The organism is Faecalimonas sp. LCP19S3_D12, from assembly GCF_052121495.1.
GTDB lineage: Bacteria > Bacillota > Clostridia > Lachnospirales > Lachnospiraceae > Faecalimonas.
Genome location: NZ_JBQKED010000036.1, coordinates 1 through 21843 on the forward strand (window position 1 = coordinate 1; position 21843 = coordinate 21843).

Here is a 21843-nt window from a genome sequence, read left to right on the forward strand (position 1 = left end):
GTTTTTATATCTTCTAACGAGCGTCATCTTGTTCTCATGCCCGACTTTGTGCGGGCTATTTTCATTCATTGTTCCAACAAAAATCGGAATTTCCTATTATATAAAAAAACACACTTAAAGACGGGGGAAAAAAGTTTTCTCCCGTCTTTAAGTGTGTTATACTATAAAAACAGGAGGATGAAAAAATGATTCGTTTTAATTGTGATTATAATGAGGGAGCGCACCCTCGTATTTTAGAAGAACTTGTAAAGACAAATATGGAGCAGACACCGGGGTACGGTGAAGATCCATACTGTGAAAAGGCAGCAAAAGTAATCAAGGATTTGTGTAAAAAGGAAGATGCAGCAGTGCATTTTCTTGTGGGAGGCACACAGGCAAATCTGACGGTGATCTCCTCCATTCTTCGCCCGCATCAGGCAGTAATTTGTGTGGAGGAAGGTCATATTAATGTGCATGAGACAGGGGCTATTGAGGCGTGTGGACACAAGGTGATGACGATTCAGGGAAAAGATGGAAAGATTGACGCAGAACAGATTAAAGAAGTATGTACACAGCACTGGTCCGACAGTTCACATGAACATATGACACAGCCGAAGCTTGTGTATATTTCCAACCCGACGGAACTTGGAACAATGTACAGCAAGGCGGAATTGGAAGCGATACGAAACATGTGTAATGAATGTGGACTATATTTGTTTTTAGACGGAGCAAGACTTGGATATGGGCTGATGGCAGAAGAAAATGATCTGACATTGGAAGTATTGGCGGAGAACTGTGATGTGTTTTACATCGGAGGAACGAAAGTGGGAGCATTGTTCGGAGAAGCAGTTGTTATCTGCAATAAAGCGCTTCAGGAGGATTTTAGATATCTGATCAAGCAGAAGGGTGGTATGCTTGCAAAGGGAAGATTGCTGGGAATCCAGTTTTTAGAACTTTTAAAAGATGGCTTGTATTTTGAAATCGCAGGGCATGCAATCCAAATGGCAATGATCCTGAAGAAAGGACTTGAGGAAGCCGGATATTCATTTTTCATCGACAGCGCAACTAACCAGCAGTTCGTGATTGTGCCTGATGAAAAATTGGAACACCTGAAAGAAAAATATGCGTATACATATCAGCAGCGATATGATGCGACATCCAGCGTGATTCGTCTTTGCACAAGCTGGGCGACAAAAGAGGAAGATGTTTATCAATTACTAGAAGATATGAGGTAGGGAGACAAAAGATGCGTGAAAAGCTGACACATTTTGATGAAAAAGGAAATGCAGTGATGGTAGATGTCTCAGAAAAAGAGGTGATATCAAGAGTCGCGGTGGCGTCTGGAAAGATACGTGTCAATGCAAAGGTGATGGAGGCGGTTAAAAACGGTACTTCCAAAAAGGGAGATGTGCTTGGAGTGGCACGTGTGGCGGGAATTATGGCGGTCAAGCAGACGGCAAACCTGATTCCGATGTGCCATACACTTTTGATCAGTAAATGTGAGATTGCCTATGAGATTTTAGAAGATACTTTGGAAATTTTGGCAAGATGCACTGTGAAAGTAGAAGGGAAGACTGGAGTTGAGATGGAGGCGCTGACAGGAGTAAGTGTTGCGTTGTTGACGATTTATGATATGTGCAAGGCAATTGATCGTACCATGGAATTATCAGAGATACATTTGGAAGAAAAAAAAGGCGGAAAAAGCGGACATTTTAGGAGGGAAATTGTATGAGAGTTGCAATTATAACAGCTAGTACATTAGGATATAAAGGGAAAAGAGAAGATAAGAGTGGACCATACATAAAAAAGGTAGTGGAAAATGCAGGGTTTGAGGTGAAGGTGATGAAAGTACTTCCGGATGACCGCAGAATTTTGGGAGAAGTGATGAAACGGCTAGCAGATAGCAATATTGTAGACTTAATCATCACAACAGGCGGAACCGGATTTTCAGAAAGCGACGTGACACCGGAGGCGACGCTGGATATTGTAGAGAGACAGGTGCCTGGAATACCGGAGGCAATGCGCGCCTACAGTATGCAGTTTACAAAACGAGCAATGCTGTCAAGAGCGGCGGCGGGGATTCGTAAACAGACGTTGATCGTAAACTTTCCAGGAAGTCCGAAAGCACTCAAAGAATCACTCAAATATATTTTGCCGGAATTGGTGCACGGTGTAGAAATTTTACAGGGAATTGCCAAAGAGTGTGCAGTCCCAGAGGAAGCGTAAAAGATGAAAAAGATTGAGACAAAAGATGCGGTAGGTCATGTGATCTGTCATGATATTACAATCATTGTAAAAGATCAGATTAAAGATATTGCATTTCGAAAAGGGCATATTGTGCGGGAAGAAGATATTCCCCAATTGTTATCTATCGGAAAAGACCATCTTTATGTGTGGGAGAAAGAAGAGGGAATGCTGCACGAGAATGAGGCGGCAGAGATTCTGGCATCTGTATGCGAAAGTGCATATATGAAGCGGAGTCCGGTAAAAGAAGGAAAGATTGAGTTGTCGGCAACACAGAGAGGACTTTTTCAAATTGATTTGGAAAAGCTTTGTGCCATCAATGAGCTGGAAGATATCATGATTGCATCCAGACATCATGACCAGCCGGTGAATGTCGGGGATAAACTGGTTGGGACAAGAGTGATTCCGCTGGTCATTTCGGAAGAGAAGATGAAGCAAGTTAAAGAAATCGGTGGCAAAGAGCCATTGTTTCGGGTTTTACCATATAAGCGAAAAACAGCCGGAGTGGTGACAACTGGAAATGAAGTGTATTATGGGCGGATACAGGACACATTTACTCCGGTTATTCGAGAAAAATTGAGAGCATATGATGTGGAAGTATTGGTTCATAAAACCGTACCGGATAAAAAAGAAAAGATTGTAGAAGCAATTCGGGAGATAAAAGGCAAAGGAGTAGATCTGGTACTTTGTACTGGAGGAATGAGTGTCGATCCGGATGATATGACACCGAGTGCAATCAAAGAAAGTGGAGCGCAGATTATTTCTTACGGGGCTCCGGTTCTTCCGGGGGCGATGTTCCTGCTTGGCTGTTTTTCGGATGGAACACCAGTTATGGGACTGCCGGGATGCGTGATGTATGCGAAAGCGACCATTTTTGATTTGCTTCTTCCACGGATACTTGCAGATGTACCGGTTACGAAGAAGGATTTGGCAAGGATGGGAGCAGGAGGATTATGTCTTGGCTGCGATATCTGTACGTATCCTAACTGTGGATTTGGAAAAGGAGTATAGAGATTTATGGGAGTTGTGAGAGCTGTTTGCATCAGTGAAAAGAAAGGAACAGAAAAGCAAAATGTACATAGGGCAAAGCTGGTTGCGGATTTTGGTCTGAAAGGAGATGCGCATGCAGGTAACTGGCATAGACAGGTGAGTCTGTTGTCTTATGAGCAGATAGAAGCGTTTCGGCAAAGAGGGGCACAGATAGAATTCGGTGCGTTTGGAGAGAATCTTGTCGTAGAGGGATTTGATTTTAAAATCCTTCCGATTGGAACAAGATTTCGCTGCAACGATGTGATTCTTGAGATGACGCAGATAGGAAAGGAATGTCATCACGGGTGCAGGATTTTTCAGACGATGGGAGACTGCATCATGCCAAGAGAAGGTGTGTTTGCAGTTGTACTTCACGGCGGGGAGATTTCAGAGGGTGACTGTATAGAGCTTTTGACAGATAAGGAGGAGTAAATGAAAATCACATATATTTCACACAGTGGGTTTGCGGTGGAACTGGAGAACCATATTTTTCTGTTTGACTATTACAAAGGGGAGATACCCAAGTTTGATCCGGGGAAAGGCATAGTTGTATTTGCAAGCCATGTCCATCACGATCATTATGTAGAAGAAATTTTTGAATTGAGAGAACAATATTCGGATGTGCACTATGTTCTGTCTTCGGATATTCGAAGGTCAGCGAAAAAATTTCTGGAAGAAAAGCAAATCGAAGCTCAGGTCTCTTTCTTGGGAATCCATCAGGAACTTGAACTGGGAGAGGTACGGATTCAGACTTTGAAGTCAACAGATGCAGGTGTTGCTTTTTTGGTAGAGTGTGAAGGAAGAACAATTTATCATGCAGGAGATCTGAACTGGTGGCATTGGGAAGGAGAGCCGGATTCGTATAATGAACATATGAAGACGGCGTATCTGAAGGAAATTGAAAAATTGAAGGACACACCGATCGATGTGGCATTTGTGCCCGTAGATCCAAGGCTTGGTGAGCAGTATTATTATGGAATAGATGGATTTGCAAAACGGGTGGATGCAAAAGCATTGATTCCGATGCATTGCTGGGAAGACTATACAGTTTGTGAAAAACTGATGCATCAGGAGGAGACAAAAGAGTATCGCGAGCGGATTTATCCGATCAAAAAAGAAGGAGAGGAAATATGTCTCAAGATATCATAATCGTAGCAGGATTGTTCACTGTGCTTGCCGGCATCTGGGTGGTGAACATGGTAAGCCGTAAAAATCGGATGGCGTATATACAGACAATGCTGAAAGAAGAGTGGGGCAGTGGACATCCAAAAGAATATACATATGAGGAATTTGAATGGATTTCACATTATTACAAGAACCGACAGGAGAGAAGATGTGCCAAAGGGGCGTTTATCGATGATATCACATGGAATGATCTAGAGATGGATGATGTCTTCTTAAAGTTAAATCATACTTATTCTAATATTGGCGAGGACTATTTGTATGATCTTTTGAGGAGACCACAAACGGAGGAATCTGTGCTGAGAGAGCGAGAGCGTCTGATTACTTATTTTGCAGAGCATGAAAAAGAGCGCAGAGTTTTTCAGACCAAATTCTATGAAATTGGGAAATTATTAAAAGTTCCGGTCAGTGATTATATTTACCGTTTATCTGAAGTGAAAAAGAAAAGCAACACACCGCACTATCTGGCAATTGGAGGGATTTTTGCCGCCATTGTTTTGGCAATTTTCAACATCACTGTCGGAGTGATTGCGTTACTTGTGGTGATGGGTGTAAATATCAACAGTTATTATAAAGAGAAGAAAGAAATCGAGGCGTATATCAGTACATTTTCTTATATCATGAAACTGCTTGACATCAGCGATCAGTTTGAACATGTTGATATTCCAGAAGTGGAACAATATGTGCAGGAGATTATCAAAGCAAAGAAACAGTTTGGCAAGTTCAAAAAGGGTTCCTCTTTGGTGGTGTCTGGACGGCATATGGGAGCATCTGTTACAGAATCTATCATGGACTATTTCCGTATGCTGTTTCATGTGGATTTAATTAAATTCAATTCGATGCTGGAAGAGTTTCAAAAAAATTTGGATGCGATTGAGTGTATGATGGAAAATCTTGGACTTTTGGACAGTATGATTGCAATCGCCTCTTATCGGGAGTCATTGTCATATTATTGTGTGCCGGAACTTGTGAAGCAGGAAAAGGCATTTTTAGAAAGTGAAGACATGTATCATCCTATGCTTGAGAATCCGGTTGCAAATACGATCAAAGAAGAACGAGGCGTGTTAGTGACGGGCTCCAATGCATCTGGAAAATCAACATTTTTAAAAACAGTGGCAATCAGTGCGGTTTTTGCACAGACGATCCACACCTGCCCGGCAAGACAGTATCGCGCCTGCTATTTTCAGATTTATTCATCTATGGCGCTCAAAGATAATCTTCAGGGAAATGAGAGCTACTACATTGTGGAAATCAAATCTTTAAAAAGAATCTTGAACCGCGTAGAAGAGAAGACACCGCTCTTATGTTTTGTGGATGAGGTGCTTCGGGGAACGAATACGATTGAGCGTATTTCAGCATCGGCTCAGATTTTAAAGAGTCTGGCAAAAGTGCATGTAATGTGTTTTGCGGCAACACATGATATTGAGTTGACACATCTTTTGGAAGAGTTTTATAGTAATTATCATTTTCAGGAAGAGGTAAAAGAAAATGATATTTTGTTTAATTATATGTTGTACAGAGGAAGGGCGGTATCCAGAAATGCTATTAAGCTGCTTGGGATTATCGGATATGACGGGGAAATTATCAAAGAGGCTGAGAAGACGGCAGAGAATTTTGTAAATACCGGAATATGGAGTTTGTAGAGAAAGTGAGAGCGATATGAAAGTAAAGATTTATACAGATGGTGCGGCACGAGGAAACCCGGATGGACCGGGAGGATACGGCACTGTGTTGGAATTTATAGATTCAAAAGGGCAGCTTCATACAAAAGAGTTGTCCTGCGGATATAAGAAGACGACGAACAACCGTATGGAATTGATGGCGGTGATCGCAGGGCTGGAGGCGTTGAACCGTCCCTGTGAGATTGAGTTATATTCGGATTCAAAATATGTGGTCGATGCATTTAATCAGCACTGGATTGATGGTTGGCTGAAAAAAGGCTGGAAACGCGGAAAAAACGAACCGGTCAAAAATGTGGATTTGTGGAAACGATTATTGAAGGCGAAAGAACCGCATCAGATTGCGTTTATTTGGGTAAAAGGACATGATGGACATCCGCAGAATGAGCGCTGTGATACACTTGCAACGACAGCGGCGGATGGTGGAAATCTTTTGGATGATGTAATCGGGGGCTAAAAGTACTTTACAAGTTTTGAAGAAAATGATAAAATCACAGAGGTGTAAAAGTAAGACAGACGGTCGCAGCTGCAAGTGTCGAAAGATTGCAGGTGAGGAAAGTCCGGGCTTCATAGGGCAGGATGCCGGATAACGTCCGGTGGAGGCGACTCCAAGGCTAGTGCAACAGAAATGTACCGCCCAGATTGATTCTGGGTAAGGGTGGAAGGGCAGTGTAAGAGACTACCGCCCCTTTGGTAACAAAGGGGGCATATGTAAACCCCATTCGAAGCAAGACCGAACGAAAACGATGTGGCGGCCCGTCACGTTTTAGGTAGGTTGCTTGATCTTACTGGCAACAGTAAGGCTAGATAGATGACCGTTCAACGACATAACCCGGCTTATCGTTTTGCTTTTACACGATGTATTTTTAGAATTTATGAGACAATTGCTTTGAAGTGATTGTCTTTTTTGCTATTAAAAGTTTCTAAATATACTATAGTTAGAAATATTAAATTCAAACAAACTATTGACTGATAAATTTGAAAGGAGTAGTATAAAGATAACAATAGAAGTAAACAGAAAGGGGCGTTTTTTATGACAACGTATTTCATGATTTTTTTAACAATTGTCACAGTTTTTGTTGTTGCAGCAGGATTGATTAAAGTTGGAAAAGTACCGAAAATGCCTGCTTTCTACCGCAACATGATTAGAGAGGGTGTTTTCAACCGATTGATTTTCAAGAATTATTTTTTCAGAAAAGTGTTAGAACATGGAAAACAATTGCCGGAAACAGAGATTGAAAATGTGTGTAGTTTATACAAAGGAGGGGATTGTGGGGAAAAGGAAAATTTAGTGAATATGTGAAATATTCTTTAGCAAAGGACTGGTGGCAAATTAGCCATCCAGTCCTTAAATAATGCTTGTCTTTATTATCTGCTATACTTTTCTTCACAATATTTGCAGCGGTATACTTCGTTTTCAGGATCGGTCAACACGAAAACGTGTTCCAGTTCCTGTTCAATAGAAGTGATGCAGCGAGGATTTTTGCATTTGATTACGTTTGTGATTTCTTTTGGAAGTTTCAAACGTTTTTTTTCAACAATTTTTTCATCCTGAATGATGTTGATTGTGATATTGTGATCAATAAAGCCGAGGATATCCAAATCGATTACGTCGATTGGACATTCAATTTTCATAATGTCTTTTTTCCCCATCTTATTGCTTTTTGCATTTTTGATGATTGCAACGCAGCAATCTAATTTATCCAGTCTCAAATAGTGATAGATGTCCATGCTTTTTCCAGCCTGAATATGGTCAAGTACAAATCCTTCGGAAATACCACTGACATTCAATGTATTTTTTACCATGATATATTTCCTTTCTCTCTATGGTTAATTTTTATTATTGTTATGAAACTTTGATCTCCAGCAAAGTGAGTATGAGTGCCATACGTACATAGACACCGTATTGTACCTGTTTAAAATAAGCGGCACGTGGGTCTTTGTCTACTTCGACAGAAATCTCGTTGACACGTGGAAGTGGATGAAGTACAAGCATATCCTTTGGCGCAAGTTCCATCTTTTTCGCATCCAATATATAAAAATCTTTCATACGAACGTAATCATCTTCGTTAAAGAAACGTTCTTTTTGTACCCTTGTCATGTAGAGCAGATCAAGTTCCGGAAGCGCTTCTTCCATACGAACTACCTCTTTGTAAGGCACGTTTTGTTTGTCCAACACATCTTTGCGGATATAACTTGGCAGACGCAGCTCTTCCGGTGAAATCAAAACAAATTTGATATTCGGGTAACGTACCAGTGCGTGAATGAGAGAGTGAACCGTACGTCCGAATTTCAAATCACCGCAAAGACCGATTGTGAGATTGTCAAGCCTGCCTTTTAAAGAACGGATTGTCAAAAGATCGGTTAAAGTCTGTGTCGGATGTTGATGTCCGCCGTCACCGGCATTGATGACAGGGATAGAAGAATGTCTGCAGGCAACCATAGGCGCACCTTCCTTTGGATGTCTCATCGCACAGATGTCTGCATAGCAGGAAATCATGCGGATTGTGTCAGATACGCTCTCCCCCTTGGCGGCGGAACTGGAATCCGCGGAAGAAAATCCTAAAATACTTCCCCCCAAATTTAACATTGCGGCTTCGTGACTAAGTCTTGTTCGAGTGCTCGGTTCGTAGAATAAAGTTGCAAGCTTTTTGCCATCGCAGGCATGTGCATATTTTTCAGGATTGGCTTCGATATCATCTGCCAAATCCAAAATTTCATCTAATTCTTCGACTGTAAAGTCTAATGGACTCATTAAGTGTCTCATGGTAACCTCCTAGTTTATCGATAAGTTAATAAATCTTGTACAGATTTTCGCTTTGGAGCTTCGGGAGCAACATCAGGATAACCGATGGCAATCAAGGCAGCCAGTTCCTGTCCTTCCGGGATGTCCAACAATTCTGTGATTGCATCTTCGTCCCAGATTCCCATGATTACAGTGCCAAGACCGGCTTCATGTGCAGCAAGACAAAATGTCTGGCAGGCAGCACCGACATCGAACATCTGCCAACGGTCTTCCTTTTTGGTTGAAAAAGAACCATCTCGCTCATAACCGCAGCGCCCTTTGATAAAAGTTACAGCAATTAATGTTGAAACTTGTCTGATAATATTCGAATTATAGTCTGGGGTGAATTCATCGGCAATTTTATTGAGAATAGAAGTGTCTTCAATTGCGATGTAACGAGTAATCTGAGTGTTTTTCCAGGAAGGAGAATAAGATGCTGTAGAGATAATAGATTCCAATAATGAATGGTCAATACAGCCTTTCTTGTACTTACGAATACTTCTTCGCCCTTTCATACATTCTGTTGCGTTCATATAAAATATCCTCCTATTTGAAAATCTATTTTTATTATCATATAATAAACAGATTTTTTTTTCAACTCTTATATTTATCAAATATAGATTTTGTCTGAAAAATGTATTATAATAATTTTTAATTTGGGCAGGAGGAGAGAAGGATGGCGACTTTAGAAGAGTTAAGAGCACAGTTAGATGGAATTGATAATGAGATTATCGAATTATATAAAAAGAGAATGGATGTCTGTATGGAGATTGGAGACATCAAGATCAGCGCGGGCAATAAAGTGTTTGACAAGCAAAGGGAGCGGGAAAAACTGGCAGCAGTTGCCGCAAAGGTGACGGAGGAGTTTCACAAAAAAGGAGTGCAGGAACTGTTTGAACAACTGATGTCTTTAAGCCGCAAGCTGCAGTATCAGCTTTTGACAAAACGGGGGGCGCTAGGAAGGCTGCCGTTTATCGGCGTGCACAAATTAGATTGGGAGAATTCGAGAATTGTCTTTCAGGGAACGGAAGGAGCATATAGCCAGGCGGCGATGGAGATGTATTTTGGAAAAGATACCAATAGTTTTCATGTGCAGACTTTTCGAGATGCGATGGAGGCAATCGAAGAGGGATCGGCCGACTTTGCGGTACTTCCGATTGAAAACTCTTCTGCGGGTGCAGTCAATGAGGTGTATGATCTGCTTGTGGAATTTGAAAATTATATCGTAGGAGAAGTGGTTCTCCCAATCAATCATACATTATCAGGATTGAAGGGAACGACATTAGACCAGATTGAACGTGTATATTCTCATCCACAGGCATTGATGCAGAGTGCAAAATTTTTGGACGCACACAGAGACTGGCAGCAGATCAGTGTGGCAAATACTGCTGTTGCCGCAAAAAAAGTACTGGAAGATCAAGATCAGAAAAAGGCTGCAATTTGCAGCGAATATGCAGCGCGTCTGTATGGATTGGAAATTTTGGAGGAGAAGATCAATCATAATGATAATAATTCCACGCGTTTTATTATCGTGACGAACCAAAAGATTTTTTTGAAGGATGCATCGAAGATCAGTATTTGCTTTGAAGTGTCACATGAAAGCGGAACGCTGTATCATCTGTTGTCTCATTTTATTTATAATAATCTGAGCATGACAAAGATTGAGTCAAGACCGGTGGAAGGACGCACCTGGGAATATCGGTTCTTTGTGGATTTTGAAGGAAATATGGCAGATGGGGCTGTGAAAAATGCGATCCGGGGGTTGCGCGAGGAGTCTAAAAGCTTGAAAATTTTAGGAAATTATTCATCGAAAGAAGGCGTATAAAATGAGAACAAAGGAACTGATGCTATACAAACATATGGAACATGAAGAGCTTTTGCGTGATATGACATTTTTAATGGAAAATTGTGACAGCGACTACTATAATAAAGAAGATATGGCAGGACTTTTATTTGAATGTGTGAATGAACTGCTGGAGCTGGCAGCGGGATATGGGTTTGAAGGAAACCTTTGGCATAATTACCTGACATTTCTTTTGGTAAATGACGAAAATGCATACAGTACAGAGTGTGAGATTGTAGGCGAGATTGAGGGAAGCATCAACACGATTACACTGCATGATTTTGAGATTTTCCGAGAGCTGTTTGCATATGACTTTACTATTTTAGAGAAGGCGTTGGGGGTGAACTGCCTTTCTGTACTGATGCATTATGAGAATGTCAAAGGACATGGGAAGGTATTCAATAAAAGAATCCGAGACCGTATCTGTGAGCTGAGCGAAAAGCTTGGAACATGTGAGAATGCAGAGGAGTTCAAATGTACGATGACACAGTTTTATAAAGAATTCGGAGTGGGTAAGTTTGGGCTGCACAAGGCATTTCGTATCGAGCATATAGAAGCTGGGGCAGATATTGTCCCAATTACGAAGATTGCCCATGCACATCTGAATGACCTTGTGGGATATGAGATTGCAAAAAAGAAACTGATTGAGAATACAGAGGCATTTGTGAAAGGGAAAAAGGCGAATAACTGCCTGCTGTTCGGAGATGCAGGAACAGGAAAGTCTACTTCAATCAAGGCAATATTGAATCAGTATTATGATCAGGGACTTCGAATGATTGAGGTGTATAAACATCAGTTTCAGGATTTGAACGATGTGATTGCTCAGATAAAAAACAGAAACTATAAGTTCATTATCTATATGGATGATCTGTCTTTTGAGGAGTTTGAAATTGAATATAAATATCTCAAAGCAGTGATTGAGGGCGGATTGGAAAAGAAGCCGGATAATATTTTAATCTATGCGACTTCAAACAGGAGGCATCTTGTTCGGGAAACATTTCGCGATAAGTCTGACCGAGATGAGGAATTGCATACGAACGATACTGTTCAGGAAAAATTATCACTGGTGGCAAGATTTGGAGTGACAATCTATTTTGGAGGTCCAAGTAAGAAAGAATTTCAGCAGATTGTGAAGACATTAGCTGAGAAAAATCAAATTCATATGCCGGAGGAAGAGCTTCTTCTGGAAGCCAATAAATGGGAGTTAAGTCACGGCGGCCTGTCAGGCAGGACAGCGCAGCAGTTCATAGATTATCTTCTTGGAAAATAAAGAAAGGGGTGAAAGTTTCGAATGACTTTCACCCTTTTAAATGCTTTAATCAATCTGTTGAATTCCGGAAATATCGGAATCAATCATCAGAGAATAGTTGGTGTAATATACGACAAATCCAGGTTTTCCGCCGGACGGTTTTTTGACATGTTTTTTCTCAATGTAGTCAATCTCTACTTTTTCATTTCCGCGGTTCTTAGAGTAGTAGGCCGCAAGTTTTCCGGCTTCCTCAAAAGTCCGGTCTGGCAGTTCCTCGCCATTGGTTTTCACGATGACATGAGATCCCGGACAGCCTTTTGCGTGGAACCACCAGTCGTTTCCAACAGCGAAATGGAAAGTCAGTTCGTCATTTTGCAGATTATTTTTTCCAACATACATATGATAGCCATCGCTGGAAATATAGTGGAATGGTTTACTTGTAATCTTTACTTTTTTCTTTGTGAATTTTCGCCTTACATATCCGGCGCCGATTAATTCTTCTTTAATCTGAGTCAGATCGTCTTCGCTCAATGCAATGTCAAGTGCATTGCTGACAGATTCAAGGTAAGTGATATCTTCCTGCGTTTCCTGAATTAGAGAGGAAAGCGCCTCGAAGGTTCGTTTCTGTTTATTATACTTATCAAAATATTTCTGCGCATTTTCACCGGGTGTCTTTGTAGGATCGAGCGGGATTTTCACCATCTCATTTGTATAGTAGTTCAACGCTTCCAGTTGTTTTGCACCGGACTCTAAATTATAGCCGTAGGTGTTGATCAATTCGCCGTATATGCGGTATTTATCACGGTTCAGAGTGTCTTTGAGTTGTTTGGACTGCAAATCATATTTTTTTCGGTTTCGTTCTAATGCGGTCTGCACGATTTTTCGGAGGTCTACCGATTTTTGGCGAATCCGTGTCAATGTGTTTTTGGAAGCATAATAAGTCTCCAGTACATTTGACATGGAGTCGAATATTTTTGCCTCATACATCGGAAAATGCGATAATGGCAGTGCACAGAATTCTTTTGGTTCCGCACCGTCATAGTAGATTACCGGATGAAAATCACCTTTGATTACCGGATCAAAAAATAAAGTAAATTGTTTATATAAATGAATCAATACATCTTCTGACAGCTCTTTTGGTGTGACTTCAGAATCAATTCCGGCAATATAGCAGATTTCTTCTGCTACAACAGGGCTGATGCCGGTAAAGCTTGTGTAGATCGCTTTTCCAAGAGGGGTAGGCTTTGCAATCAAAGTTGATACAAAGTCGGCAAAAGAAATATCCAGTGGATCTGATTTTTCCATCGTATCCGGAATGAAATACTCGCGCCCCGGAAGTACTTCGCGAACAGAACTCATCTGTGCGGAGACGTGTTTGATACTGTCGATGATCTTGTTGTCTTCCGTACAGAAAATGATGTTGCTATGTTTTCCCATAATCTCAATGATCAGATATTTTTTGCACAAATCACCAAGTTCATCCAGATGTTCTACTTCAAACCGAATGATACGTTCTAATTTAGGTTGTGTAATTGCCGTAATTCGCCCGTTATTAATGTGTTTTCTTAAAAGCATACAGAAATTCGGTGCGGTCATTGGACTTGGCTTGTTGGTCTCAGTTAGATAAATAAGCGGAAGTGAAGCACTTGCGGATATGGAAAGCCTCTTTTGCCCTTTGGGTGTCTTGATTGTCAGAAGAAGCTCATCGGTCTCAGGCTGTGCAATCTTATTGATTCTGCCGTCTAATAGGTTCTCTCTTAATTCATGTACGATATTTGCAATTGTAATTCCGTCAAAAGCCATAATGTAAATCGTCCTTTCATATTTTAGAGGTACTGTTCACTCCTAACCACCACCATATGCGCACTCGTCGTGCTTTCGCACTCCAGTCCCGCACTTTGTGCTAAGACTGCTTATTGGGTGGCGGTTACGAGTTACACTTCGTAGCAAAAACAGAAATTCGCCTTTTACATGCAGGCATGACAATGCAAATCTCTGTTTTAGCTGCGGAGTGAACAGTAACCATATAGATGTTAGTATACACGAAATGAAGGGGAGTTTCAATTGACGTTTGTTTTTAAATGACTTATAATGAAATGTAACATAAAAAGACAAGCAAAGAGGTTAACAATATGATGAAAAGTATGACAGGCTTTGGAAGATGTGAGGTGTCTGAAGGACAACGTAAATTTACGGTGGAGCTAAAAGGCGTGAACCACAGATACTTAGATGTCAATATCCGTATGCCGAAGAAATTGAATTTTTTTGATGCATCCATCCGCAGCTTGCTGAAGCAGTATGCACAGCGAGGGAAAGTAGATATTTTTATTACATATGAAGACATGTCAGAGAATCAGGTGGCATTAAAATATAACGCTGCATTGGCTGAGGAGTATCTGCAGTATTTTAAGCAGATGGAAGAGACATTTTCATTGGAGAATGATATTCGTGTTTCTGCCTTGTCGCATTGTCCGGAAGTACTTACGATGGAAGAACAACCGGAGAATGAGGAAGAACTTTGGAACGGATTGAAGAAAGCCTTGGAAGGAGCGTTTACACAATTTGTGGAGACAAGAATTGTGGAAGGCGAGAATCTGAAAAAAGACATTAATGTGAAATTGGATGAATTGCTTGCATTAGTTGGAGCAATCGAAGAGCGCTCACCGGAGATCATTTCTGAATATCGTGCGAAGCTGGAATTGAAAGTGAAGGAACTTCTGGAAGACGTACAGATGGATGAGAGCAGACTGGCTGCCGAGGTGATTCTGTTTGCGGATAAGATCTGCACAGATGAGGAGACGGTCAGACTGAGAAGTCACATTGAACATATGAGAACCACATTAGAAGCGGGAGAGGGAATCGGTCGAAAACTGGATTTTATTGCACAGGAGATGAACCGTGAAGCGAACACGATCTTGTCAAAGGCGAATGATATTGAAGTATCGAATCATGCGATTGATCTGAAGACAGGAATTGAAAAGATCAGAGAGCAGATTCAGAATATCGAATAAAGGGAAGGGTAAGAAGGATGAAAAAGAGAGGAATTTTGATTGTAGTCTCAGGATTTTCAGGAGCAGGGAAAGGGACTGTGATGAGAGCGCTGCTTGAAAAATATGATAATTACGCATTATCTATCTCAGCAACTACAAGAAATCCGCGAGAAGGAGAAGTAGATGGAAGGGAATATTTTTTCAAAACGACAGAAGAATTTGAAAAAATGATTGCACAAGATGAGTTAATAGAGTATGCTAGATACGTGAATAATTATTATGGCACACCAAAAGCCTATGTGGAAGAACAGCTTGCAGCCGGAAAAGACGTGATTCTGGAGATTGAGATTCAGGGTGCTTTGAAAGTGAAAGAAAAATTTCCACAGACACTGTTGTTGTTTATAACTCCACCGAATGCTTCGATTTTGAGAGAGCGTTTGATTGGAAGAGGAACGGAGACGATGGATGTTATTGAATCCAGAATGCAAAGAGCAGCAGAAGAGGCTGAGGGAATGCAGGAGTATGACTATCTGATCATTAATGATGATTTGGATACCTGCGTGCAGGAGATGCATAATATTATCGAGGGTGAACACAACAGAAGTTTCCGCAATGGGGATTTTATGTGTCAGATAAAAGAAGAATTAAATGGGAATTTGAAAGGAGAATAATACATGTTACATCCATCTTACACAGATTTGATGAAAGTAGTCAATCAAGACGTAGAGGAAGGGGCAACTAAGATTGTAAACAGCCGTTATTCGATTGTTTTGGCAACTTCAAAAAGAGCAAGACAGATTATCGGCGGAGAATTACCTTTAGTACCAACAAAGCATGGTGAGAAACCACTTTCGATTGCAATTGATGAATTGAATAATGGAAAGATTAAGATCATTGCAGAAGATACAGAAGAATAGATAAAAGATATGATGAGGCGGATGCGTAGTGGAGTATCTGCCTCAATAACTATATAGGAGAAATGAGACTATGAATATATTATTTGTATCACTAGGATGTGATAAGAACCTTGTCGATACGGAGGTGATGCTTGGACTGCTGGCGTCTAGAGGACACCAGATGGTGGACAGTGAAGAGATCGCAGATGTCATTGTCATTAATACCTGCTGCTTTATCCATGATGCAAAAGAGGAGAGTATCCAGACGATTCTTGAGATGGCAGAATATAAGAAAGCCGGTTCATGCAAGGCGTTAATTGTTACAGGTTGTCTTGCACAGCGATATAAGCAGGAGATTATCGATGAGATTGAGGAAGTGGATGCAGTGCTTGGAACGACTTCTTACGATAAGATTGTGGAAGCGATTGACGAGGCACTTGCAGGGCACACAAGTGTGGAGATGACTGACATTGATGCACTTCCGCTTGTGGAGAGCAAGCGCCTTGTGACGACAGGAGGACATTTTGCTTATCTGAAGATTGCAGAAGGGTGTGATAAACACTGTACATATTGTATCATTCCAAAAATCCGCGGAAACTTTAGAAGTGTTCCGATCGAACGGCTTCTGAAAGAGGCGGAAGATCTGGTGGCACAGGGAGTAAAAGAGATTATTCTAGTGGCACAGGAGACAACACTTTATGGAAAAGATCTCTATGGTGAAAAATCATTGCACAAGTTGCTGAGAGAGCTTTGTAAAATCAGTGGATTACGCTGGATCCGCATTTTATACTGCTATCCGGAAGAGATTACAGATGAATTGATTCAGGTAATCAAAGAAGAGGATAAGATCTGTAACTACCTGGACCTTCCGATTCAGCATGCAAGTGATGGAATCTTAAAACGAATGGGAAGAAGGACTTCAAAAGAACAGCTGGTTGAAATTATTGGAAAACTGCGAAAAGAAATACCGGATATCGCAATCCGTACTACATTGATTACCGGTTTCCCGGGAGAGACACAGGAACAACACGAAGAATTGATGGAGTTTGTAGATGAGATGGAATTTGACCGCCTCGGTGTGTTTACATATTCACCGGAAGAAGATACGCCGGCTGCTGTGATGCCGGATCAGATTCCAGAGGACGTCAAGGAAGACCGTCAGGCAGAACTGATGGAATTGCAGCAGGAGATCGCGTTTGATCTTGCGGAAGAGATGATCGGGCGGGAAGTGCTTGTCATGATCGAAGGAAAAGTGGCAGATGAAAATGCATATGTAGGAAGAACTTACAAGGATGCTCCAAATGTAGATGGGCTTATCTTTGTAGAATCAGAAGAGGAATTAATGTCGGGAGATTTCGCACGTGTCAGAATCACCGGCGCATTAGAATATGATTTGATGGGAGAGATTATATCATGAATTTACCAAATAAGCTGACGGTACTGAGAGTTTTAATGATTCCATTTTTTGTTGTATTTATGATCACACCTTTGGCAGAAGGGAATGGAAAATATATTGCACTTGCACTGTTTTGTATTGCAAGCCTGACAGATATGCTGGATGGAAAGATTGCCAGAAAGCATAATCTTGTGACGAATTTTGGAAAATTTATGGATCCGCTTGCGGATAAATTACTAGTATGTTCTGCGATGATCTGCCTGATCGAGACAGGAAAGTTGCAGGCATGGATTGTTTTGATCATCATTGCACGAGAGTTTATCATCAGTGGTTTCCGACTTGTAGCATCTGATAATGGGATTGTCATTGCCGCAAGCTATTGGGGAAAATTTAAAACAGTATCTCATATGGCGATGATCATTCTCTTGATATTGGATATTCAAAATCCGATTATGCAGACAATTACAATTGTTGTTGTATGGATTGGACTGATTTTGACAGTGGTTTCTCTTGTGGATTACATTGTGAAGAATAAACAGGTATTGACACAGGGTGGAATGTAAAAGAAGGATGAAGATCATGTTGGAAGAAGAAATTGTAAAAAAATTATTGGAAAAGCAGTATACAGTGACAACGGCAGAATCCTGTACGGGCGGTCTTCTGGCAGGAAGAATTTTGAATGTTCCGGGAGCATCGTCTGTGTATAACGAAGGACACATTACCTATTCCAATGAGGCAAAAGAGCGCCTGCTGGGGGTTTCGCATGAGACACTCGTAAGATACGGAGCGGTCAGCAGGCAGACAGCCGAGGAGATGGCACGTGGAGCGGCGAAGACGGCGAAGGCAGAGATAGGACTTAGCACGACCGGAATTGCGGGCCCGGGAGGCGGAACAAAAGAAAAGCCGGTTGGTCTTATCTATGTGGGATGTTGTATTGGCACAGAGACCTATGTCAAAGAATGTCGTTTTCATGGAACAAGAGAAGAAAACAGAAATGCGGCTGTGGAAGCGGCGCTGAAATTGTTGGCGGAAAATTTATAGTCATATTCAACAAGGAAAATGTTTTTACAGAAAAACAATGTTTTATAATGTCGAATTATAAAAAATATGAAAAAAAATATAGACGAAAAGAGAAGTTTGTGAGAAAATAAGAATATATATGGCGTTAAAGTTCTAACAAACACCATAGAGAAAAAATCATACATATTTGAAAGGAGTTTTATCATGATTTATTCACATGAAGTACAAACTATGTGTCCAGTAGCTCAAGGCGTTAATCACGGACCAGCTCCAATCCCAGAAGAAGCAAAATGGGTAAAAGCAAAAGAAGTAAAAGATATCTCAGGCTTAACACACGGTGTGGGCTGGTGTGCACCACAGCAGGGAGCCTGTAAATTAACATTAAATGTAAAAGATGGTATCATTCAAGAAGCATTGGTTGAGACAATCGGATGTTCAGGAATGACACACTCAGCAGCTATGGCATCTGAGATTCTTCCAGGAAAAACAATTTTGGAAGCTTTAAATACAGATTTAGTATGTGACGCTATCAATACAGCTATGAGAGAATTATTCTTACAGATCGTATATGGTAGAACACAGAGTGCGTTCTCAGAAGACGGACTTCCAGTAGGAGCAGGTCTTGAAGATTTAGGAAAAGGACTTCGTTCACAGGTTGGTACAATGTACGGAACATTAGCAAAAGGTCCTCGTTACCTTGAGATGGCTGAAGGATATGTAACAGGTATCGCTTTAGATGCAGACAACGAGATCATCGGATACCAATTTGTAAGTCTTGGAAAATTAACAGACTTCATCAAAAAAGGTGATGACCCTAACACAGCTTGGGAAAAAGCTAAAGGACAATATGGCCGCGTAGATGACGCTGTTAAGATTATTGACCCAAGAGCAGAGTAAGAGAAGGAGGACGTAAAAAATGGCTTTATTTGAATCATATGAAAGACGTATTGATAAAATCAATAGCGTGTTAAATAGCTATGGAATCGCTTCTATCGAAGAAGCTGAAAAAATCACAAAAGACGCTGGACTGAACGTTTACGATCAGATCAAAGGAATCCAGCCAATTTGTTTTGAAAACGCTTGCTGGGCTTACATCGTAGGTGCTGCAATCGCAATCAAAAAAGACTGCAGAAGAGCTGCTGATGCTGCTGCAGCAATCGGTGAAGGTCTTCAGGCTTTCTGTATCCCAGGTTCTGTTGCTGACCAGCGTAAAGTAGGTCTTGGACATGGCAACTTAGGAAAAATGTTATTAGAAGAAGAGACAGACTGTTTCGCATTCTTAGCAGGTCACGAATCATTCGCAGCAGCTGAAGGTGCTATCGGTATCGCTGAAAAAGCTAACAAAGTACGTAAAAAACCTTTACGTGTTATCTTAAACGGTCTTGGAAAAGACGCTGCGCAGATCATCTCAAGAATCAATGGATTTACATATGTTGAGACAGAGATGGATTACTACACAGGAGAAGTAAAAGAAGTATTCAGAAAAGCATACTCTGACGGACTTCGTTCAAAAGTTAACTGCTACGGTGCTAACGATGTAACAGAAGGTGTTGCAATCATGCACAAAGAAGGTGTTGATGTTTCTATTACAGGTAACTCAACAAACCCAACACGTTTCCAACATCCAGTGGCTGGTACATACAAAAAAGAATGTATCGAACAAGGTAAAAAATACTTCTCAGTAGCTTCAGGTGGTGGTACAGGACGTACACTTCACCCAGATAACATGGCAGCTGGTCCAGCTTCTTATGGTATGACAGATACTATGGGACGTATGCACTCTGATGCACAGTTTGCTGGTTCTTCATCAGTTCCTGCTCACGTAGAGATGATGGGATTAATCGGCGCTGGTAACAACCCAATGGTTGGTATGACAGTTGCTGTTGCAGTTTCTATTCAGGAAGCAGCAGAAGGCGGAAAATTCTAAGAAACCGCGGAAATACGGGACTCTTAGCAGATATAAAAAGAAGTGAAATTGTTCACTTTTAGATGATAAAGTAGGCAGATATTAACACTCTGCCTACTTTATTTTTTGTATATCTTCTCTTAGCCACTCAACATTTGTTATTAATCGCAGTGTTTAAAATCGGCGGGACTCTCTATCAAAGTTGCCACTTGGAAGAGATGTTTGTGTCCGTCTTCAAAATCGGTACATGATTTGACGTAATGAACGTGTTTGCCGTTACCTACGTCGATGGCAGGACCGGAGATACCACAAAATTCGTGATAATGTTCATCTGAAAAATCAGTGCGAAACTTGATTTCGTGGACGTGGCTGCAATCTTTTTCTATTGCCTCACCGGAGATGGTACAGAAACGATGGCTATGACAATCTTTACAATCTTCAGCAGTAGCGGTGCTTCCAGTCACTTCGTGGACGTGTTTTTGTTTTTCAGGTTTGTTACAAGGTGAATTATACATTAAGACAACTCCTTTTAAAAGGTATTTCTATATAGTATGAAAACGAAAAAATAATGTGAAAAGTATTTAGAAAAAATTCTAAATAGTTATTGTATTATGTTCGGTAAAGTGGTATATTATCTGTAAGCTATTTAGATAAAATTCTAAATAGAATTGCTGGAAGGTGGGATGCTATGAGTTTTGCTGAGACATTTAAAGCGCTTTCAGATCCGGTTCGGAGAGAGATTCTTGTTTTGCTGAAGAAAGGATCTTTATCAGCAGGGGAGATTGGGAGTCATTTTGACATGACTGGTGCAACAATTTCTTATCATTTGGGAATTTTGAAGAAAGCAGATCTGATATGTGAGACAAAACACAAGAATTATGTGTATTATGAGCTGAATATTTCAGCGGTAGAGGACATTATGTTATGGTTAGCAGACTTGAAGGGAGATGTGCAGAAATGAAAGAGTACAAAGGAAAAATTATTTTGACAAGCATGATGACAGTGATGCCGATAGTTGTGGGATTGCTGTTATGGAATCGACTTCCAGATACGATTGCGACACACTTTGACTCCGGCAATGTGGCGAATGGATGGAGCAGTAAGACATTTACTGTTTTGGGACTGCCGCTTATTTTGTTGGCCATTCATTTGGTTACAGTCATAGTTTCTCTAAATGATCCAAAACGGAAGAATATTGGCGGGAAGATGCTTACGCTGGTATTTTGGATTATACCGGTCATTTCGTGGGTGATGTTTGTTTCTATTTATGCATATGCATTAGAGCTGGCAATTGATATTGGTGTGGTATCCGGAATTCTTATCAGTGTGATTTTTCTCATTATGGGAAATTACATGTCAAAGAACCGGCAAAATTACACAGTTGGAATCAAACTGCCGTGGACATTGAACAGTGCCGAAAATTGGAATCGAACGAATCGGTTTGCAGGAAGACTGTGGATTGCAGCAGGCGTTGTCTTGTTGATGAATGTTTTCTTTAATCAGACTGCAGTGCTGATTGGAGTGCTGATTGTAATTGGAGTGGTTCCGGTAATCTATTCATTTATATTGTATAAAAAGGGAATCTAGCAGAGATGTCTGTGTCAGTTTATGGCACAGACATTTTTGCTGGTAAAATGAGAAAAGA

26 protein-coding genes and 1 other RNA gene are annotated in these 21843 nt (G+C 40.9%); 22 read left to right on the forward strand and 5 right to left on the reverse strand.

Translation table 11 applies throughout. The features are described from left to right. Positions 1-185: 185 nt before the first annotated feature. The 10 genes from ACTQXY_RS11195 to ACTQXY_RS11240 all read left to right on the forward strand — a co-directional run bounded on the left by ACTQXY_RS11195 (position 186) and on the right by ACTQXY_RS11240 (position 7416). A complete protein-coding gene (locus ACTQXY_RS11195; protein WP_441659514.1) occupies positions 186-1214 on the forward strand; it encodes a threonine aldolase family protein in 1029 nt (342 codons plus the stop codon). An 11-nt stretch (positions 1215-1225) separates the two neighbouring features. Next, positions 1226-1711 (forward strand): cyclic pyranopterin monophosphate synthase MoaC, encoded by a 486-nt coding sequence (gene moaC / locus ACTQXY_RS11200; protein WP_441659515.1) that lies wholly within the window; start codon positions 1226-1228, stop codon positions 1709-1711. Then, entirely contained in the window at positions 1708-2205 is a 498-nt protein-coding gene (locus ACTQXY_RS11205) for a MogA/MoaB family molybdenum cofactor biosynthesis protein (RefSeq protein ID WP_441659516.1), read from the forward strand. Before moaC ends, ACTQXY_RS11205 begins: the two co-directional genes overlap by 4 nt. Positions 2206-2208: 3 nt before the next feature. Beyond that, positions 2209-3234 (forward strand): molybdopterin-binding protein, encoded by a 1026-nt coding sequence (locus tag ACTQXY_RS11210; protein ID WP_441659517.1) that lies wholly within the window; start codon positions 2209-2211, stop codon positions 3232-3234. 6 nt (positions 3235-3240) lie between these two features. Continuing rightward, the gene (locus tag ACTQXY_RS11215; RefSeq protein WP_441659518.1) at positions 3241-3684 is read left to right on the forward strand and encodes an MOSC domain-containing protein; all 444 of its coding nucleotides are present in this window, start codon (positions 3241-3243) and stop codon (positions 3682-3684) included. After that, entirely contained in the window at positions 3685-4401 is a 717-nt protein-coding gene (locus ACTQXY_RS11220) for an MBL fold metallo-hydrolase (RefSeq protein WP_441659519.1), read from the forward strand. Then, a complete protein-coding gene (locus ACTQXY_RS11225) occupies positions 4383-6077 on the forward strand; it encodes a MutS-related protein (protein WP_441659520.1) in 1695 nt (564 codons plus the stop codon). The genes ACTQXY_RS11220 and ACTQXY_RS11225 overlap by 19 nt, the downstream gene beginning before the upstream one ends. Before the next feature lie 16 nt (positions 6078-6093). Then, positions 6094-6570, forward strand: coding sequence for a ribonuclease HI (rnhA, locus tag ACTQXY_RS11230; RefSeq protein WP_441659521.1), 477 nt, complete (start codon positions 6094-6096; stop codon positions 6568-6570). A 47-nt stretch (positions 6571-6617) separates the two neighbouring features. Then, positions 6618-6969, forward strand: an RNA gene (rnpB, locus tag ACTQXY_RS11235) — RNase P RNA component class A. Between the two features lie 177 nt (positions 6970-7146). Beyond that, positions 7147-7416 (forward strand): hypothetical protein, encoded by a 270-nt coding sequence (locus ACTQXY_RS11240; RefSeq protein ID WP_441659522.1) that lies wholly within the window; start codon positions 7147-7149, stop codon positions 7414-7416. A 65-nt stretch (positions 7417-7481) separates the two neighbouring features. Here ACTQXY_RS11240 and ACTQXY_RS11245 read toward each other — a convergent pair whose 3' ends face one another. The 3 genes from ACTQXY_RS11245 to ACTQXY_RS11255 are packed head-to-tail and all read right to left on the reverse strand — an operon-like array spanning position 7482 to position 9431. Then, positions 7482-7919 (reverse strand): aspartate carbamoyltransferase regulatory subunit, encoded by a 438-nt coding sequence (locus ACTQXY_RS11245; RefSeq protein WP_441659523.1) that lies wholly within the window; start codon positions 7917-7919, stop codon positions 7482-7484. Positions 7920-7959: 40 nt separating this feature from the next. Further along, entirely contained in the window at positions 7960-8880 is a 921-nt protein-coding gene (gene pyrB / locus ACTQXY_RS11250; protein ID WP_117787862.1) for an aspartate carbamoyltransferase, read from the reverse strand. Positions 8881-8894: 14 nt separating this feature from the next. Beyond that, positions 8895-9431, reverse strand: a complete 537-nt coding sequence (locus tag ACTQXY_RS11255) for a nitroreductase family protein (protein ID WP_118208616.1) — start codon at positions 9429-9431, stop codon at positions 8895-8897. 143 nt (positions 9432-9574) lie between these two features. Here ACTQXY_RS11255 and pheA point away from each other — a divergent pair, with 143 nt between their 5' ends. Next, positions 9575-10723: a prephenate dehydratase gene (gene pheA, locus ACTQXY_RS11260; protein ID WP_441659524.1), complete on the forward strand. Its 1149-nt coding sequence runs from the start codon at positions 9575-9577 to the stop codon at positions 10721-10723. Position 10724: 1 nt separating this feature from the next. Next, entirely contained in the window at positions 10725-12011 is a 1287-nt protein-coding gene (locus ACTQXY_RS11265) for a DUF815 domain-containing protein (protein WP_441659525.1), read from the forward strand. Positions 12012-12056: 45 nt separating this feature from the next. Here the strand turns inward: ACTQXY_RS11265 and ACTQXY_RS11270 are convergent, their stop codons facing one another. Further along, the gene (locus ACTQXY_RS11270) at positions 12057-13793 is read right to left on the reverse strand and encodes an NFACT RNA binding domain-containing protein (protein WP_441659526.1); all 1737 of its coding nucleotides are present in this window, start codon (positions 13791-13793) and stop codon (positions 12057-12059) included. A gap of 329 nt (positions 13794-14122) precedes the next feature. Here ACTQXY_RS11270 and ACTQXY_RS11275 point away from each other — a divergent pair, with 329 nt between their 5' ends. From ACTQXY_RS11275 to ACTQXY_RS11310, 8 genes are all read left to right on the forward strand, one after another. Beyond that, complete coding sequence (locus ACTQXY_RS11275; protein ID WP_441659527.1) at positions 14123-15001, forward strand: YicC/YloC family endoribonuclease; 879 nt, start codon at positions 14123-14125, stop codon at positions 14999-15001. A gap of 17 nt (positions 15002-15018) precedes the next feature. Further along, a complete protein-coding gene (gene gmk, locus ACTQXY_RS11280) occupies positions 15019-15651 on the forward strand; it encodes a guanylate kinase (protein WP_373207288.1) in 633 nt (210 codons plus the stop codon). Positions 15652-15654: 3 nt separating this feature from the next. Then, positions 15655-15897: a DNA-directed RNA polymerase subunit omega gene (gene rpoZ, locus ACTQXY_RS11285; protein ID WP_022250277.1), complete on the forward strand. Its 243-nt coding sequence runs from the start codon at positions 15655-15657 to the stop codon at positions 15895-15897. 70 nt (positions 15898-15967) lie between these two features. Next, positions 15968-17293: a 30S ribosomal protein S12 methylthiotransferase RimO gene (rimO, locus tag ACTQXY_RS11290; protein ID WP_441659528.1), complete on the forward strand. Its 1326-nt coding sequence runs from the start codon at positions 15968-15970 to the stop codon at positions 17291-17293. After that, the gene (pgsA, locus tag ACTQXY_RS11295; RefSeq protein ID WP_441659529.1) at positions 17290-17835 is read left to right on the forward strand and encodes a CDP-diacylglycerol--glycerol-3-phosphate 3-phosphatidyltransferase; all 546 of its coding nucleotides are present in this window, start codon (positions 17290-17292) and stop codon (positions 17833-17835) included. Before rimO ends, pgsA begins: the two co-directional genes overlap by 4 nt. Before the next feature lie 7 nt (positions 17836-17842). Then, entirely contained in the window at positions 17843-18313 is a 471-nt protein-coding gene (locus ACTQXY_RS11300; protein ID WP_441659530.1) for a nicotinamide-nucleotide amidohydrolase family protein, read from the forward strand. Between the two features lie 183 nt (positions 18314-18496). Beyond that, the gene (locus ACTQXY_RS11305) at positions 18497-19189 is read left to right on the forward strand and encodes an iron-sulfur cluster assembly scaffold protein (RefSeq protein ID WP_004612368.1); all 693 of its coding nucleotides are present in this window, start codon (positions 18497-18499) and stop codon (positions 19187-19189) included. Between the two features lie 19 nt (positions 19190-19208). Beyond that, the gene (locus tag ACTQXY_RS11310) at positions 19209-20219 is read left to right on the forward strand and encodes a GGGtGRT protein (RefSeq protein WP_270651316.1); all 1011 of its coding nucleotides are present in this window, start codon (positions 19209-19211) and stop codon (positions 20217-20219) included. Positions 20220-20359: 140 nt separating this feature from the next. Here ACTQXY_RS11310 and ACTQXY_RS11315 read toward each other — a convergent pair whose 3' ends face one another. Further along, positions 20360-20713: a YmaF family protein gene (locus ACTQXY_RS11315; protein WP_441659531.1), complete on the reverse strand. Its 354-nt coding sequence runs from the start codon at positions 20711-20713 to the stop codon at positions 20360-20362. A 173-nt stretch (positions 20714-20886) separates the two neighbouring features. Between ACTQXY_RS11315 and ACTQXY_RS11320 the strand changes: the two genes are divergently transcribed. Continuing rightward, complete coding sequence (locus ACTQXY_RS11320) at positions 20887-21159, forward strand: autorepressor SdpR family transcription factor (RefSeq protein ID WP_441659532.1); 273 nt, start codon at positions 20887-20889, stop codon at positions 21157-21159. Further along, complete coding sequence (locus ACTQXY_RS11325; RefSeq protein ID WP_441659533.1) at positions 21156-21785, forward strand: SdpI family protein; 630 nt, start codon at positions 21156-21158, stop codon at positions 21783-21785. Before ACTQXY_RS11320 ends, ACTQXY_RS11325 begins: the two co-directional genes overlap by 4 nt. Positions 21786-21843: the final 58 nt, after the last annotated feature.